Raw genomic sequence first — 16,878 nt, forward strand, 5'->3', positions numbered from 1 at the left:
GGTGTTCTCAGAATCTCAGTTTCTGCATGGCCATCATCAGATCGGTCGAGATGCCGACGGTGGTCGGCTGCGCAAACAGCACACCGATCGATGTCTGGGCGGTCGAGGTCGGATGATTGATTTCCCAAAGGCTGGTGAAGCGGGTGAGGAATTTCTCGAGCTTGGCCGGGTCGGTGAAATCGGTGAGGTCGAGTTTTGCCTCGAAGGCCTGCGCCTGCTTGTCGATATCTGCGGCAGCGAAGGAATCGGGCAGGCCGATGGCGGTGCGTACCACGCTGGCCAGGGCCGTGTCGGCCAGCACGTCGTACCAGTTGGTGATGGTCGAGGCCTTGCGCTCGAAATAGAGCGCCAACCGCACGCCCTCATTGGTCTTGCCGGCGTCTTCTTCCAGGGTCTGGCGCATGTATTTGTCGACCACCGGCTGCTGCGACGGGCTGCGGGTCGTTGCCGCTTCGCCGTAGGCCTCGAAATTCAACGAGGTGGCGAGCCTGGCATAGGCCTTGTTGGAGAGCTTGTTGGCGACACTGGCGGGATCGCGGACACCGCCCTCCAGGACATCACGGACGAGATCCTTGTTGGTGGTCGCCGGATCGAGCCCGCTTGCGGACAGAGCATAGTTATAAAGGCGGCTGTCGGCCATCAGGTCGTCGACCGATTTCACCTTGGTGATGTTGGCGAGGTAGTAGCTGGTCTCGGCCTGGACGGCGTCCGCATTCGGCTTGATGAGGCCAAGACTGGACTCGGTCGTGTAGAGCTTCGGCGTGGTCTTCAGCACCGCTTCGCGCGTGGTCGTCTGATCGTCATACTGGGCAAAATCAAAGGCGCTGACGAAGTTGGCGTAGCTCTTGTCGGTCAACAGGTTGGCGGGACTCAACGGATCGGTGACGCCGCCATTGACCATGGTGCGGATCTGCTTCGTCGTCTGGGTCGATGCATCAAGCCCATAGGCAGCCATGGCGAAGGTCAGCAGGCGCTTGTCCTTCAGCAGGTCTTCGATAGACTTCACCTTGGAGATGTTGGCTGCGTAGTAGTCGGCCTCGCCCTTGATGTATTGCGCGGTCGGCTTGACGAGCAACAGTCCGGTTCCGCCGATCACAGCCTTCGGCACCGCCTGCTGGACGGCGTCGCGCGCCGTAGCCTGGTCGCGATATTGGGCAAAGTCGAAAGCCGCGACGAAAGCCGCATAGCCCTTGTTTGTCGACGTGTTTGCGGGGCTGTTCGGGTCGGTGACGCCGCCTTCCAGCATGGCCCGCACGGTCGCAGCCGGCTCGGCGTCGGCGTCCAGGCCGAACGCGGCCATCGCATAGGTGAGCAGGCGATCGTTGCCCATCAGGTCGTCGATCGATTTTACGTTGGAAATGTTGCTCAGGTAGTACGAGGTTTCGCCCTTGTAGTAGGTGTAGCCGTTCTGCGAAGGGCCGACCGAGACCTGGAGACCATAATTGTTGGTCACGCCCTGCTGTGCCGAATTGTAGCTCGTGGCATTAGCGCCAAGTGCGGCGAAATTGAAGGCCGACACGAACTCGGCATAACGCTTGTCGCTCAATTTGTTGGCGAAGCTGTCGGAATCCGACACCCCTTCCTTCAGCGCTTTGACCATGAAGGCCTTGGCGTAAGCCATGTCGCCGAGACCGAAGGCTTTCATGGCATATTTGAACAGCCGGTCGTTCTTGACGAAATCGTCGATCGATTTCACGCTGCCGATGTTGGCGAGATAGTAGTCGGTGTCGCGCTTGGTGATCGGCTCCGCCTCGATGCGGTCGATCGCCTTGGGGATGTCCCTGGCGATGAGCTGGTAGCTGGTAAAAGTGCTCAACACGACATGCCTCCGGTCGCAGCTTCAAAAGCAAGAGTATGCGGACTTGCTTGCGCGAGGCTGAATCGCCTCACCTTGCATGATTCAAGCCTCACACAAGGCACGGGGGCTATCGGTTAGGCCTGACGTGATGCGGAAGGATCTGGCGTGGGCATTCTGATCGGACTTGTGGTGACGCTCGGCTGTGTTCTCGGCGGCTTCATGGCCATGGGCGGCCATCTGCATGTGCTGATGCAGCCTTGGGAAGCGGTGGTCATCTGTGGCGCCGCACTTGGCACCTTTCTCGTCGCCAACCCGATGAAGACGGTCAAGGACACCGGCAGGGGTATCCTCGAAGCGTTCAAGCAGGCGGTACCGAAAGAACGCGACTATCTGGAGACGCTGGGCGTGCTGCACAGCCTGATGCGCGAACTGCGCTCGAAGTCGCGCAGCGAGGTCGAGGCGCACATCGACAATCCGGAGGAGTCGGCGATCTTCCAGGCGTTCCCGACCGTGCTGAAGAACCACGACCTGACGAATTTCATCTGCGACTACTGCCGCATCATCATCATCGGCAATGCCCGCTCGCATGAGATCGAGGCGCTGATGGACGAGGAAATCCAGACCATCAAGTCCGACAAGATGAAGGCCTACCATGCGCTGGTGGCGGTGGGCGACGGTCTGCCTGCGCTCGGCATCGTCGCCGCCGTGCTCGGCGTGGTCAAGGCGATGGGCGCGCTCGACCAGTCGCCCGAAATCCTCGGCGGCCTGATCGGCGCCGCCCTTGTCGGAACCTTCCTCGGCATCTTCCTGTCTTATGCGGTGGTCGGACCGGTTGCCACCAAGATCAAGACGGTGCGCGAGAAGAAGAATCGCCTCTATATCATCGTCAAGCAGACGCTGCTTGCCTATATGAACGGCGCTCTGCCGCAGGTGGCGATCGAGTTCGGCCGCAAGACCATCTCGTCCTATGAGCGGCCGACGATCGATGCCGTCGAGCAAAGCACGATGAACACAGCTTCCGCCGAGAAGAAAGCGGCTTGAGCCATGCATGAAGACAGACAGGACCGCACGCCGTCATGACAAGTCCTGGCAGCCCCTCGCAAGCCCGCTCGCTGATCATCGAGCGTCTGGTCGGTGAAAGCGGTGAGGCCGCTCACGTCATCGGCACCGGGCGCTCGATGGGGGAGCGCGCACTGCCGCTGCTGCAGAAGAGCCTGGCCGGCGAGCTCGGTGCACCGGTCACCGTCGACCTGCGCACGGTCGAGATCAGCCGTGTTCCCGATGCCCGCACGAATGCCGGCGATGCCTTTGCCATGGCCATCATAGCATCGCCGACGTCTTCGGATGCGATGACGCTGGTGGCTGATGCGCCGGCCATCGCCGTGATGGTGTGCGCGCTGTTCGGCGGCGATCCGGATCAGCCGGTTTCGCCGATCGAGCGCGCTCTGTCGCAGATCGAGACCGATGTTGCGACCACGGTCTTCCAGGAAGTTGCGCAGGCGTTGAACGGATCAGGCCGGCGCTCGCTCGAGCTGCGGCTGCCGGTGCCGCGGGCGCTTTCGGGCAGCGAAGCCAAGCGCCGCGTGCTGCGCGATGGCGCGGCGGTGCGCATCGTCTTCGGCATCTCGACGCCGACCGACAGCGGAACGGTCACGGTGATGATCCCGCAGCGCATCCTGCTGGCCACACGCGGTATCGCCGATGTCCACGACAGCGAAGGCACGACCTCCGACTGGCGGGCACGTTTTTCCGAAGAGGTCATGCGCTCGACGGTGACGCTCGAAGCGACCATGCCGCTGGCCCGCCTGACGCTCGGCCATCTCGCCGGTTTCGAGCCGGGCCAGATCATCGAGTTCGAGGAAACCGCGCAGTCGCACGCCAAGCTGAGCGCGCGCGACAAGACGCTGTTTGTCTGCGAGTTCGGCAAACTCGGGCAGAACTACACCGTCCGGATCAGGCATCCTTACGATGCCGGTCAGGATTTTATCGATGGGCTCATGCCGGGCTGACGCCGGGCAAGCTCAAGCATTTGGAGACGACTTATGGCCAAGACCAAGGTGGAAGCCAACATCGACCAGCCGGACGAGCAGCTCGACCGCGCCATCGAGGAATTGCGCGGCGTCCTCCAGGAGGAGGAAAAGCGCCCCGAGGCCGCCTTGCGGGCTGCCACGTCCGGCGCCAATTCGAACATCATCATGAGCATCCCGGTCGATGTGCAGATCATCCTCGGCAGTACGGAAATGCCGGTGTCGGACCTGATGGCGCTGCAGAAGGGCTCGACGGTGGCGCTCAACCGGCGCATCGGCGAACCGGTCGATGTCGTGGTCAACGGCCGCAAGATAGCGCGCGGCGAGATCACCGTGCTGGAAAGCGATCCGTCGCGCTTTGGCATCAGGCTGACCGAAATCATCGCTGCCGCCAAGAGCGCCTGAGGATTAGACGACATGCGGTCTCAGCAGCGATCGGAGCTTATGCCATGACGACGCCGGTGACGCTCACGCGCCCGCAAAAGGCCGCCGCCATCCTGGTGGCGATGGGCAAACCTTCGGCCAGCCGGCTGCTGAAATTCTTCAAGCAAGAAGAACTGAAGGCACTGATCGAAGGGGCGCGGCTGCTGCGCACCATTCCGCAAAGCGACCTCGAACGCATCGTCGCCGAATTCGAGGCCGAGTTCACCGAAGGTGCGGGCCTGCTCGATTCCGCCGACCGGATGGACACGATCCTCAATGAATCGCTGTCGCCCGAAGAGATGAGCGCCATCATGGGCGACAAGCGCTTCGAGGTTGCGCCGGAAGGACCACCGCCGATCTGGCCGGAGCTGGAAAAGCTCGAGCCGACGCGTCTGGGCACGTTCCTTGCCGCCGAGCATCCCCAGACCGCGGCCATGGTGCTGTCGAAGCTTGCGCCGCAGGCCGCCGCCAACATTTTGCTGACCATGGAAAAGCCGATGCGCAGCGAGATCATCAAGCGCATGGTGACGATGGCGACCATTCCGGACGCGGCCACCAGGATCATCGAGAACCAGCTGCGCGCCAGCGTGCTGGCGCAGACAGCGACCAAGGATATCTCGGCCGGACAGGCGCGCGTCGCCAGTGTGCTCAACGAAATGGACAAGCCGCAGCTGGAAGAGGTCATGCAGGATCTGGAAGAGGCCGGCACGCCGGACCTCGGCGGTGTCCGCTCCAGGTTGTTTGCCTTCGACGATCTGCCGCTTTTGACGCAGAAGGCGCGGGTGCTTCTGTTCGACGGGCTGTCGACCGAACTGATTACGGTGGCGCTGCGCGGTGCACCACCCGCATTGACGGAATCGGCGCTCTCGGCGATCGGCGCACGGTCGCGGCGCATGATCGAGTCCGAGCTCGGACAGGGCTCGGAAGGCATTCAGCTTGCCGACATCATGACGGCGCGCAAGAACATCGCGGTGGCGACAATCCGGCTTTCGCGCGAGGGGGCTTTCGAACTGCCCTCATCGCAGCAGAGCGAAGCGGCTTAACGCCGAGCGCTGAATGGCTGAAGCGGCGGACAAAGACTCCAAAACCGAAGACGCGACCGAAAAGAAGATCCGCGACACCGTCGAACAGGGCAAGCTGCCCCATTCGCGAGAGGCCGCACTTCTGGCGTCCTTCATCGCCATACTGGTGTTCACCGTCTTCTACGCCAAGGACGCGGTCGTTGATCTCGGCATGTTCCTGTCGATGTTCCTGGAAAAGCCCGAGGCGTGGCCGATGGACACCGAGACCGACGTCATCGCGCTCTACAAGACCGTGATGATGGAAATAGGCAACGCCGTCGTCAGCCTGCTGGTGCTGCTGGTGGTGGCCGGCATCGGCGCCTCGGTGCTGCAGAACATGCCGCAAGTCGTCGGCGAGCGGATCCGGCCGCAACTGTCGCGCATCTCGATAGCTAAGGGCTGGACCAGGATGTTCGGTATTCAGGGCTGGGTAGAATTCCTGAAATCGCTGGGCAAGCTCGGCTTCGCCAGTATCGTGCTCTACTTCACGCTGTCGCAGGACTACCGCCAGCTCCTGGCCGGCATGATCACCAACCCCGTCGCTTTCGGCCTCGTCATCAAAAGCATCACCGTCGACATATTGGTGGCGATCGTCTTCGTCATGGGGCTGATCGCGGCGGTCGACGTCGTCTGGTCGCGCTTCCATTGGAAGCAGGATCTGCGGATGACCAAGCAGGAGGTCAAGGACGAGTTCAAACAGTCCGAGGGCGACCCGATCATCAAGTCGCGGCTGCGCTCGCTGGCGCGTGACCGGGCGCGCAAGCGGATGATGACGGCGGTGCCGCGCGCGACGCTGATCATCGCCAATCCGACGCACTTTTCCATCGCGCTCAGATATGTCCGCGACGAGGATTCAGCACCCATGGTGCTGGCCAAGGGCCAGGACCTTGTGGCGCTCAAGATTCGCGAGATTGCCAAGGAGCACAACATCCCGATCTTCGAGGACGTGGCGCTCGCCCGCTCCATGTACAAGCAAGTTTCGGTTGATAGCGTGATCCCGTCGCAATTCTACCAGGCCGTCGCCGAACTGGTGCGGATCGTCTACTCCAAAAAGGCTGAGCGGAGACAAATTTCATGAACCGCCAACCGCACGCAAAATCCCGCGAACTCATTGTCGCCAAGGCCATCGAGCAGGTGGTCGACGAGTTGCGGCTGATCGATGTCGCCGACTACATCGCTTTCATCCGGCTCGAGCATTTCGCTTGCCTGTCGGATCTGGTGGATTCGGCGGTGGAGCTGTTCTTCCTGCCGGGCACGCTCAGGCTCGGCCATGGCGGAGAGGCACATGTCGACTGGAGCGGCAGCCCGCGCATCGTGCTCGATCTCGAGCTTCGGCCGCCGGGCGTCACCGTCTATTTCCAGCTGACGCTGAGCGAGGAGAGGTCTTCGGTCGCGGTCAACTATGTGTCGTTCGAGAAGCCCGGCGAAGACCCCGAGCACAACACCGCCTTGCTGGAGACGGTCATCGAAGAGGCGCGCATTCGCCGGACCGAGCCGCTCGCCTATCGCTGATTTTCTTTCGCAAGCCGAATCGCTGGACGCTGACTACTCGATCAGCCCCAGCCGCAGCGCCTTGGCCACCGCCTGGTTGCGGTTGACCGCGTTGAGCTTCTGCGTCGACTGGGTGAGATACTGGTTGGCGGTGTGGACCGACAGCTTCAGCAGCCTGGCGATCTCTTCGCTGGTGTTGCCGTTGGCGGTCAGCTTCAGGCACTCCAGTTCACGCTTGGAGATCGACCGCATCCGGCCGGCATCGTTCGGACGAATTCGGGCGACGGCGGCGAACAGCGAAAAACAGCGGGCGTGGATTTCGTAGAGCGTGTCCTCCGGCAAAGCGATCGTCGAGCCGAGGAACACCACCAGCCCGCAATGGCCCCGATCGGCATGGACGGGAAAGGCAATGCCGTTGGTGCCCGGCGCCAGCGGCGCCGTCCGCTCCGCCCAGGCGAGGTTCTGGAAGACGGCGTCCGAGCCGGCGATGCCGTCGTCCGCCCACCAGCGCGGCGCTGTCGAGGCGCCGCTGTGGTGCACCATCTCCTCGCCATTGGCGCCGGCGATGAACTTGGTTGTCACCGCGGTGGCGGGATAGTCGGAATCGAAGCTCGGCACCAGGCGCGCCCGTTCCGGCGAGGGGCTGACGAAGTAGAGGCCGAAGGCCGACGCGTTGATGTCGACGGCGATCCAGCGGCAGCGGCGCACCGCGTCCGGGATGGTAACGGCATGGTGCGTCTCGGAACTGATGGAGAAGGCGCCGAACGGATTTCGCTGCTCGTTGAAAAGGGCTTCGGCCGCCGCCTTGATGTCAGCGTGTTTCAAATGATGCCGCTCCTGATCGCCGTGGCGATGGCCATCGCGCGGTTCGACGCCGCGAATTTCTGGATGGCGTGGGTGATGTAGCTGTTGACGGTGTTGGACGAGACCCCGAGGATCACTGCGACCTCATCGGTGGTTTTGCCTTCAGACACCCAGAACAGGCATTCGCGCTCGCGGTCGGACAGCGGGTCCTGCATGGCGACGGCGGCGATCAATTGCGGGATGGCGGACAGCGCGTAACAGCACTTCAACTGAGCCTTCATCAGCGCCGGCTGGTCGATACTGCCGGCCTCGGCCGCCGAGAAAAGCGCAAACAGCCGCTGGCGGCCGACATTGAGCCGCAGTGAATAGACTTCGGCATGTCCAAGCACGTCGAGCAGGCGCGCCTCTTCGCCTGTGAGCAGTCCGCCGGCGTCGGGTGCCGCGGCGGCGACCAGGGGCCTCGGGCGGATGCCAGGTGCAACGGTCAGCGGTCCCTGGGCAAGGCCGGCGATCAGCCGCTTGCCGATCAGTTCAATGGCGTCGAAGATCCAGTTGGATGAGACGATGCGGGCGTCGTTGCGGTCCTGGTCGTGGACGATGGCGACGAGCATGTAGCTGTCGGCGCCGATCTCGGCGGCAAGCTGCATGAAAAAGGAGGTGAGATCGCCGCGCGATTCGAGGCGCGAGCCTAACGTATCGGATTGGAGAAGCGCGGCGGAACTGCTCATTGGATGCTTTGGTTGTATGTCATGGCCGGAGTCTTTTCTTGAGCCCGGACGCTGGGGTTAGCAGCGGCCGAACTTGAAGACGCATCACGTTTACGAAGCACTCACACGGCGCGGCGGTCGCGCTGATCACCGAATCCATTCAGGGAACGCGAAGCCGTCCGCGTCTGGTGCCGGTCATTGGCCGGAACTTGAGACTTTGGGTGGTCGCCGCGCCCCCCAAGGACCGGCTGATTCGGGTCTAATCTACCCGCAGATGAATCCGACATCAAACGCGATTTGACAAAATCAATATTATTGGACTCAAGCGACTCAGGCGCGACTTTCGCGGCCTTTCCGCCGCAAAAGGCCTGAAACGCCGACACGAAAAAGCCAGAGGGTGTTGCGATACTGCCGTATCGAGGGCCGATCGATTCCGATAGGGTCTCGGCAGCCGGCAGGGATGGGCATCCCTTCGGTCATACGGCGGATTTGGCGGCGCTTGCTCGCGGCCATCAGCATCGGGGGTCATGATGAAGCAGGTTTTCCTGGCGTTCACGGTGGTGCTTGCGGTTCTTGCCGGCATGGCAGCGCCCGCCAAGGCTGAGCCGACCGTTACCTATGCGCTCGACAACGGGCTGCAGGTGGTGCTGGTGCCCGACCATCGCGTGCCGAAGGTGGTGATGAACCTGCGCTACCGCGTCGGGTCGATGAATGAACCCGCGGGACGCTCGGGCTTTGCGCATCTGTTCGAACATCTGATGTTTTCCGGCACGCCGGCCTGGCCGAACGTGTTCGGCGCGCACGCCGCGCTCGGCAACGAGATCAATGCCTGGACCACCGAGGACGGCACGGTTTATTATGTCGACGGGTTGTCGTCGTCACTGCCGATGATCTTGTCGCTTGAGGCAGACCGCATGGCCAATCTCGGCCGCTCGGTGACTCAGGCCAAGCTCGATCTGCAGCGCTCGGTGGTCAAGAACGAGATGCGCCAGAACGTGCTCGACAAGGCCGGCGCATCCGGCTGGGAAGCTTTCTGGTCCGGCCTGTTCCCGAAGCCGCATCCCTATAGCCGCATGGTCATCGGCTCGGTCGCCGATCTCGATGCGGCGACGCTCGACGATGTCAGGGGTTTCTTCAACAGCTACTATCTGCCCAACAATGCGGTGCTGGTGCTGGTCGGCGACTTGGAGATCGACGACACCAAGGCGCTGATTGCCGACACGTTCGGCCGCGTGGCGCGCGGCGCCGATGTGGCGCGGCCCGCCGTGCCGGCACCGACGCAGGCCCGGCTCAAGCTGGTGCTCGAGGATCGTGTGCCAAGCCCCATCGTCGTGGTCGGCTTCAGTGGCCCGGTGGCGCAGTCGCCCGACAATGGTGCGCTCAGCATTGCCGCCGAACTGCTCGGCAACGGCGAATATGGGTTTTTGCGCAACCGGCTGGTTTCGCAGTTGGGCATTGCCACCTATGCCAGCGCGAGCTGGACCGGCGGTCTGCTCGGTGGCCGCTTTACCTTCGAGGCGGGTGCCGCCGAAGGTGTGGCGCCGGAAGCGCTGGAAAGCGCGATGAAAACGGCGTTTGCGGATTTCCTGAAGACCCCGCTCGATCCGGTCGATGTCGAGCGTGCGCGCACCGGCATCTTGCAGGCAGCGCGGCTCGGCAGCGAAGCACTGAAGGATCGCGCCGGCGTCGTCTCCTACAATGCCGACGTGCTCGGCGATGCGCAGAGCGCGCTGGTCGACGACCCGCGGGTGAAGGACGCCAGCGTGGCGGATGTCGAGGCAACGATGAAGCGGCTGTTGAAACCGGAAGATGCCAGCGTACTGATGCTGAAGCCCGGCCCGCGCGGCGGCTATCCCGATGCACTGATCGGGTCGTCCGGCACACCGCAGCCGTTCACCGCGCCGGAGCGAGCGGCGATCGACATTCCGAAGCATGCGGCCGGGCAAGCGCCTTCGGCAAAACTGCCCGCCATGGAAACGGCGACGCTCTCGAATGGCATCAAACTCGTCCACTACACAATGCCGGAAGCGCCGATGGTGTATGTCGCCGCCAGTGCCGCCGGCGGCTGGAACAGCGTGCCGGAAGGCAAGGAGGGATTGCTGGAGCTTGCAGCAAGCATGGCGACACGCGGGGCCGCCGATCGCGGCTCGGCTGATTTCGCCAAGGCGGCCAGCGACATCGGCGCCGGCGTCGGCCACCAGGCCGGAACGCTGACCACGATGATGACGCTTGGCGTGCCGCCGGAAAAGCTCGACCAGGGTATTGGCCTGCTCGCCGACGCGGTGCTGAAGCCTCGTTTCGACAGGACCGAATGGACGGTGCTGATGGCGCAGACAGTCGACTGGCTAAACGGCCGCGAGGCGGATCTGCCCGGCGTTGCCGGCCGCATGGCAAAGGCGACGCTGATCCCGCAGGTGCCGGGCAAGGCAGCGGTGGACTGGTCGGCAAAGGCGCTGGCCTCGATCTCGCTCGACGAGGCGAGGGACGCATTCAAGGCGGAGTTCACGCCGAAGGCGGTGACCTTCTACAGCGTCGGCCCGATGCCGGTCGCGACCGTCGCCGCCAGCCTTGAAAAAGCATTCGGCGCGTGGACAAGCGACACCGCCGGCTATGCCGTCGAGCCGTCGCCGGCGGCGCATTTCAACGGGGGACAGAAAGTGCTGCTGGTGCCCGAACCCGGCGCCAGCCAGTCGGCGCTGTTCGTGGCGCGGCCGGCGCCCGGCACCGACGAGAGCGAGCGCGCTGAATCGACCGCGGTCTCCAACCTGCTTGGCGCCGATTTCTCCAGCCGGCTGAATTCGGTGATCCGCGAGGAGAAGGGCTATTCCTATGGCGTGTCGAGCTATCTAATGAGCCCGATGAAGGCCGGCTCGGGATTGGTCGTGGCAACCACCGTCGAGCGCGCCAACACCGGGCCGGCGATTACCGAAATCCTGAAAGGATTTGCCGGCCTGACCACCTTGCCGGTGGCGCAGGACGAGGTCGACCGCACGGTGACTGTCTATCGCCGGGCGCTGGCTGGATCGGCCGAGACGTCGGCTGGTCTGTTCTCCTCGCTGATTGGCGCGGTCGGCAGCGGATCGACGCTGGAGGACCAGCAAACCCGCATTGCGGCGCGCACAAAGCTGACGCTCGATGCGGTTCAGAAACAGGCGCTGGCCCTGGCGTCGCTCGATCCGTCGCTGATCGTGGTGGCGGGCGACCCCGATGTGGTGATGCCGCAGCTTGCCGCGATCGGCCTCAAGGACGTCGAGATCGTCAAGCGTGACGAGGCTGGTGAAGAGACGGCGATGCGGGCGCTCGATCTTCTCGGGGGCAATCGCCAGGCGCCGCTGTCTGCCTCGCCGTGGCGGGTTGGCGATGGCGGCACGACGCGCGCGGTGCACGCCTGCGCCGGCGAAAGGGATTGCGGCGCGCAGATCCACGCCGATTGACGGGCTAAACGCGCAGCCGCCGGCCGCGTTGTAATTTTGGGATAACTTTGTTTCGGGGGAAACGATGAGCGATTCATTTCGGGAAGTAACGCCCGTCTCGTGGTTCGGGCGGATCAAGCGCGCGGTCGGCGGGGTCATCTTCGGCCTTATCCTGATCGCGCTGATGGTGATCGGGCTGTTCTGGAACGAGGGCCGCGCCGTGCAGACGGCGCGCTCGCTGGCCGAAGGTTCTGGAGCGGTGGTTTCGGTCGGCGCCGACAGCGTCGATACCGCCAATGACGGCAAGCTGGTTCATGTCAGCGGACTGGTGACGGCGGACAGCGGCCTGGCGGATCCGGATTTCGGCATCGCCACGCAAGGGCTGCGGCTGTCGCGCAGTGTCGAGATGTATCAGTGGAAGGAAGAGTCCAAGTCGGAGACGACCAAGAAGCTCGGCGGTGGCGAAGAGACGGTGACCACCTACAGCTATTCCAAGGTGTGGGACGACAGCCAGATCGACTCGTCGGACTTCAAGAAGCCGGACGGCCACCAGAATTCGCCGATGGAAATCCACGGCCGGACCTTCCAGATTCCTGAGGGCAAGCTTGTCGCCTTCGATCTCGATACGCCAGTGCTGGACCGTATCGAGGGTGACAAGGACTATTCGCTCTCAGCCGACCAGTCGGCGGCGATAAAGGCTGCCTATATCGGAACGAAACCGCTCAGCATCGTGGATGGCAAGATTTATCTCGGCAATGACAACACGACGCCCGCTTTGGGTGACTATCGCATCGGCTACGAACTGGCGCCGCTGGGCGTGATCAGTATCATCGCGCGCCAGGCCGGCAGCCGCTTCGAGCCCTACCAGACGCAAGCCGGCGATGCGCTGCTGATGGTCGATACCGGCAACGTCCCGGCCGAAAAGATGTTCGCCGACGCGGTCAGCGCCAACACGCTGATCACCTGGCTGCTGCGCGGCGCCGGCTTGCTGTTGCTGACCATAGGCTTTGCGCTGTTCCTCAGCCCGATCGGGGTGATCCTCGACGTCATACCCTTCCTCGGCAGCATGGCGCGGATGGGCACCGGCATCATCGCCTTCGTTCTGGCGATCCTGGTCGGCACGGTGACGATCGCGATTGCCTGGTTCTGGTACCGGCCGTTGCTGGCGCTCGCCATCCTGGCGGCAGGCGTGATTGCGGCGGTGATTGTCTACCGCATCGGCCGGTCGCGAAGGCCAGCCGTTCCGGTGGTTGCACCTAACCCGGCTGCGGCCGCCTAGATGGTCGGGGCGGCCGGAGCCGCCCCATATCTCTTTGGCGCAATCCGGCCGGAAAACCGCCTCACACTTATCCTGGAATTGCTTTCCTATTTGTCCTCGAAGCCGGTGAGCACGCCGACGGCGTTGATGCCGATCTCCTCGACGGCGTAGCCGCCTTCCATCACGAACAGCGTCGGCAGGCCGAGCTTGGCCATGCGCCGGCCGATCTTCGGATAGTCCGGGCTTTTCAGCTTGAACTGGCTGATCGGGTCCTTCTCGAAGGTGTCGACGCCAAGGGAGACGATGACGATATCGGGGGCGTAGGCGGCGAGCTTGACGCAGGCATCCTCCAGCGAGGCGTTCCAGGCGTCCCAATTGGTGCCGAAGGGCATGGGATAGTTGACGTTGAAACCTTCGCCGGCGCCGGCGCCGCGTTCATCGGCATGGCCGAGGAAGAACGGATACTCGACCATGGGATCGCCATGCAGGTTGAGAACCTGCACGTCGGCGCGTTCATAGAAGATCTCCTGCGTGCCATTGCCGTGGTGGTAGTCGACGTCGAGGATCGAGACGCGTTCGGCGCCCTGGTCGAGGAACCACTGCGCGGCGACCGCAGCATTGTTGATGTAGCAGTAGCCGCCCATGAACCCGGCACCGGCGTGATGGCCGGGCGGGCGGCAAAGCGCGAAGGCCGACCGCTCGCCACCCTTGACCAAGGCCGCCGCCGTCAGCGCCACGTCATAGGACGATTTGATGGCGGTCCATGTGCCTTCGACGAAGGTGGCGCCGGCGTCGAAGGAGTAATAGCCGAGCAAGGCGTCGACGCGCTTGGGTGGCACGTCGCCGCGCAGGCCGCGCGTCGGCCAGGTGAAGGGCATCGCCGTGCCATCGAGGCCGGCGGCCTTCCACGCTGGCCAGACGGTTGGCAGGAAGTCGATATAGTCGGCCTTGTGGATGCGCTTGGCGGCTGTGAGATCGTGCTCGACCGGTCCGATGATCGGCCCCAGCTTCTCGCTCTCGACCCGCGCCTTGATGAACTCGGCCCGCGATGGCTTTTCGAAACCCGGCACGATTGCCGACGTGACCAGTTCCATCTGGCCGGCATGGCCGGCATGAAGCGGCGAATAGACAGTCTTCATGAATTTCCTCTCGAAATAGCGAGATCAGTCAAGGTTGAGATAGGGGGTGACCAAAGCGAGCCACATTCTTTCCACATCGTCCTCGATGAGGTCGTATGTCTTGCGATCCCGCTTCAACCCCACAAGCCGGCAGGCGTGCCCGACATCCATCATCAGCACGCCGAGCCGGCTGGCGATCTTGTCTTCAAGGGCCGGGTTCACATGCTGCAGCCACGCGGCGTAAAGCGCGATGATCTGCTCGTCATATTCGTCCTGGATCGGCCTGAGGTCGGCATTGCCGGATATCGCCTCGATCACCGGCATCAGGGTGGCGTTTTCGAGATATATTCTGGAGGTATCGATGAAGAGCTTGCGCACCTCCTGCCGAAACTCGTCGCGGTTGGTGGGTGGGGTGACCTCGATGCGCCTGGCGATCACCTCGGGAAACGACGACAGCCAGCGCCGGGCGAGGTCGAGGAGAATGGCTTCCTTGTTGGGAAAGTACTGGTAGACCGAACCGACCGACAGGCCCGCGCGCCGGGCAATGGCGAGCGTCGTCGGCGTCTTGGTTCCTTGCTCCCGCGTCAGGATCAGCGCAGCGTCGAGTATCCTGTCGACCACCTTGCTCGACCGTTCCTGCCGCGGCTGCTTGCGCGGTTCGAGCGCCATCCTGGTTTCGCGGCTGAGACTGCGCTTCACGGATTGATGCCTTCGTTCCCTGCCGGTTTCAACACAGGTCCCGGTCTCAACATTGGCGTGGTGTGTTGTCCACAATACATTCGAAATTCGGCACGTTGACAAACGCGAATAATTAGTCGCATTCTTTTATCCACGCTGTTTTGAGAGATCGCAAGGGGAATTTCGAAGCAGCGCACTGGCATCAGTTTTCGTCCGATAACGCCGCTCCAGCGGAGTGGCAGCTTGTCGGACAAGAGGGTTGTCGGTCTCAGCCAGTCGTCAAAAGCGCGGAGTCGCGATGTCTGTCACGGGTGCGGGTCAAAATGCTGATCTGATCGTCATCAATGGTCGCGTGCGGACCATGGACGATGACAATCCCGCCGCCGAGGCGATTGCCGTCAAGGACGGCGCCATCATCGCCATCGGCAACCACGCCGCCATCGAAAAACTCAAGGGAACGACCACAGAGGTGATCGACGCCAAGGGCGGTTCGGTCCTGCCCGGTTTCATCGAAGCCCACATGCATCTGTTCTCGGGAGGGGCCGAGCTCGCGCATCTTCAACTCGGCGGTATCCATGGCTTCGAGGCGCTTCAAAGCGCCATCCGCGACTACGCAACGACGCGGCCCGAGGCGAAAATGCTTGTGGGCCAGGGCGTCGACTACACCGTGCTCGGCGACGAGCGGGTGACACGCCATCATCTCGACGCCATCCTGCCCGACCGCCCCTTCTGCATGGCAGCGCCCGACCACCATACGATGTGGGCCAACACCAAGGCGCTGGAGATGGCCGGCATCCTGAAGGGACGCACGCTCGGTCCGGGCAACGAGATCGTGATGGGTGACGACGGCCTGGCCGCGGGCGAATTGCGCGAGGGCGAAGCCTTCGGTCCGGTGCTCGACCTTGCCGGCGAAAGCCGGGTGCGGCTGGGACTGTCGACCGGCGGCGAGCCCGACCCAATGCCGTCGGCCGTCGAGCGGGCCGCCGACCGCGACATCATACGGCGCGGACTTGCCTGGTGCGCGCGCCACGGCATCACCTCGATCCAGAACATGGACGGCAATCTCTACCAGCTCGAACTGCTTTCCGAGATCGAGGCCGAGGAGGGATTGCCCTGCCGCGTCAAGATCCCATTCCACTACAAGAACTTCATGACGCTCGACATGCTGGAGAAGGCATCCGTCATGGCCGAGCGCTACGACAGCGAGTGGCTGTCATCGGGCATGGTCAAGGTGTTCTATGACGGCGTGCTCGATTCCTGGACCGCTGTTATGGTCGAACCCTATGCGGATCGTCCCGACTGGGTCGGCGAGCCGCTGTTCACGCCGCAGCAATTTATCGATCTCGCCGTGGCTATCGACAAACGCGGGCTGCAGATCGCCGTGCACTCGATCGGCGACGGCGCGGTGCGCGCGGTGCTCGACGGTTACGAGGCGGCGCGGAAGGTCAATGGCAAGCGCGACAGCCGGCACAGGGTTGAGCACATCGAGGTCACCACAGCAGCCGACGTGCCGCGTTTTGCCGAACTCGGCGTCATCGCCTCGATGCAGCCGTCGCATCCGCCCGGCGCCATGGATTTTCCGCTGGAGCCGACGGTGTCACGCATCGGGCGGGACCGCTGGCCGCTGAGCTATGCCTGGCGCACCCTGAAAAGCGCCGGCGCCCATGTCGTGTTCGCCTCGGACTGGCCGGTGGCGGCGATCGACCCGATCCTGAGCATTCAGGCGGCAGTGCAGCGCAAACCATGGGCAGAAGGCGATCCTGACCAGAGTTTCTCGCTGCAAGAAGCGATTGCCGCCTACACGGTCGAGGGCGCCTATGCCGAATTCGCCGAACATCGCAAAGGCGTTCTGAAACCCGGCTATATGGCGGATCTGGTGGTTTTGTCGGCCGATATCGAGAAGACGGCGCCGGCCGATCTACACAAGCTGCGGCCGGTGACGACGGTCTGCGGTGGCAAGGTCACCTACCAGGCCTGACAATGGCATGCGGCTTGCACAGCTTGCCGCTTGCAAGACGAAATGACCGACTGAACTGTGGTTCAATGCCGGACTTGCCAACCTACCGGCCGTGTGGTCACATCGAACAGGGGAAAAACTCC

Annotated in this window: 14 protein-coding genes; 9 read left to right on the top strand and 5 right to left on the bottom strand. The window is 63.2% G+C overall.

Features of this window, described 5'->3' with window-relative positions; translation table 11 throughout:
• Window positions 1–7: 7 nt before the first annotated feature.
• Window positions 8–1,819 carry a DUF1217 domain-containing protein gene (locus tag NKJ76_RS00900; RefSeq protein WP_352536575.1) on the bottom strand — a complete coding sequence of 604 codons (1,812 nt, stop codon included), beginning with the start codon at window positions 1,817–1,819 and terminating at the stop codon, window positions 8–10.
• Between the two features lie 144 nt (window positions 1,820–1,963).
• Here NKJ76_RS00900 and motA point away from each other — a divergent pair, with 144 nt between their 5' ends.
• The 6 genes from motA to NKJ76_RS00930 are packed head-to-tail and all read left to right on the top strand — an operon-like array spanning window position 1,964 to window position 6,821.
• Window positions 1,964–2,839: a flagellar motor stator protein MotA gene (gene motA, locus NKJ76_RS00905; protein ID WP_023671751.1), complete on the top strand. Its 876-nt coding sequence runs from the start codon at window positions 1,964–1,966 to the stop codon at window positions 2,837–2,839.
• Window positions 2,840–2,874: 35 nt separating this feature from the next.
• Window positions 2,875–3,807 carry a FliM/FliN family flagellar motor switch protein gene (locus NKJ76_RS00910; RefSeq protein WP_352536576.1) on the top strand — a complete coding sequence of 311 codons (933 nt, stop codon included), beginning with the start codon at window positions 2,875–2,877 and terminating at the stop codon, window positions 3,805–3,807.
• A gap of 33 nt (window positions 3,808–3,840) precedes the next feature.
• Window positions 3,841–4,230 (top strand): flagellar motor switch protein FliN, encoded by a 390-nt coding sequence (gene fliN / locus NKJ76_RS00915; RefSeq protein WP_352536577.1) that lies wholly within the window; start codon window positions 3,841–3,843, stop codon window positions 4,228–4,230.
• A gap of 44 nt (window positions 4,231–4,274) precedes the next feature.
• Window positions 4,275–5,291 carry a flagellar motor switch protein FliG gene (locus NKJ76_RS00920; protein WP_352536578.1) on the top strand — a complete coding sequence of 339 codons (1,017 nt, stop codon included), beginning with the start codon at window positions 4,275–4,277 and terminating at the stop codon, window positions 5,289–5,291.
• Window positions 5,292–5,304: 13 nt separating this feature from the next.
• Window positions 5,305–6,387: a flagellar biosynthesis protein FlhB gene (gene flhB / locus NKJ76_RS00925; RefSeq protein WP_023683475.1), complete on the top strand. Its 1,083-nt coding sequence runs from the start codon at window positions 5,305–5,307 to the stop codon at window positions 6,385–6,387.
• On the top strand, window positions 6,384–6,821 hold the full coding sequence (locus tag NKJ76_RS00930; protein WP_023671756.1) for a BspJ family T4SS effector nucleomodulin: 438 nt from the start codon (window positions 6,384–6,386) through the stop codon (window positions 6,819–6,821). The genes flhB and NKJ76_RS00930 overlap by 4 nt, the downstream gene beginning before the upstream one ends.
• A 33-nt stretch (window positions 6,822–6,854) precedes the next feature.
• Here NKJ76_RS00930 and NKJ76_RS00935 read toward each other — a convergent pair whose 3' ends face one another.
• Window positions 6,855–7,625 carry a helix-turn-helix transcriptional regulator gene (locus tag NKJ76_RS00935; RefSeq protein WP_023737686.1) on the bottom strand — a complete coding sequence of 257 codons (771 nt, stop codon included), beginning with the start codon at window positions 7,623–7,625 and terminating at the stop codon, window positions 6,855–6,857.
• Window positions 7,622–8,332, bottom strand: coding sequence for a helix-turn-helix transcriptional regulator (locus NKJ76_RS00940; RefSeq protein WP_023683473.1), 711 nt, complete (start codon window positions 8,330–8,332; stop codon window positions 7,622–7,624). Before NKJ76_RS00940 ends, NKJ76_RS00935 begins: the two co-directional genes overlap by 4 nt.
• 506 nt (window positions 8,333–8,838) lie before the next feature.
• Between NKJ76_RS00940 and NKJ76_RS00945 the strand changes: the two genes are divergently transcribed.
• Entirely contained in the window at window positions 8,839–11,745 is a 2,907-nt protein-coding gene (locus tag NKJ76_RS00945; protein WP_352536579.1) for a M16 family metallopeptidase, read from the top strand.
• 64 nt (window positions 11,746–11,809) lie between these two features.
• Window positions 11,810–13,003 carry a TMEM43 family protein gene (locus tag NKJ76_RS00950; protein ID WP_352536580.1) on the top strand — a complete coding sequence of 398 codons (1,194 nt, stop codon included), beginning with the start codon at window positions 11,810–11,812 and terminating at the stop codon, window positions 13,001–13,003.
• 86 nt (window positions 13,004–13,089) lie between these two features.
• On the opposite strand, the gene NKJ76_RS00955 is transcribed toward NKJ76_RS00950, so the two are convergent.
• A complete protein-coding gene (locus NKJ76_RS00955) occupies window positions 13,090–14,121 on the bottom strand; it encodes a histone deacetylase family protein (protein ID WP_023747172.1) in 1,032 nt (343 codons plus the stop codon).
• Between the two features lie 24 nt (window positions 14,122–14,145).
• On the bottom strand, window positions 14,146–14,799 hold the full coding sequence (locus NKJ76_RS00960; RefSeq protein ID WP_023686329.1) for a TetR/AcrR family transcriptional regulator: 654 nt from the start codon (window positions 14,797–14,799) through the stop codon (window positions 14,146–14,148).
• Between the two features lie 277 nt (window positions 14,800–15,076).
• Here NKJ76_RS00960 and NKJ76_RS00965 point away from each other — a divergent pair, with 277 nt between their 5' ends.
• A complete protein-coding gene (locus NKJ76_RS00965; protein WP_352536581.1) occupies window positions 15,077–16,756 on the top strand; it encodes an amidohydrolase in 1,680 nt (559 codons plus the stop codon).
• Window positions 16,757–16,878 lie beyond the last annotated feature (122 nt).

It is taken from the genome of Mesorhizobium sp. M0029 (assembly GCF_040323735.1).
In the GTDB taxonomy this organism is placed as follows: Bacteria; Pseudomonadota; Alphaproteobacteria; order Rhizobiales; family Rhizobiaceae; genus Mesorhizobium.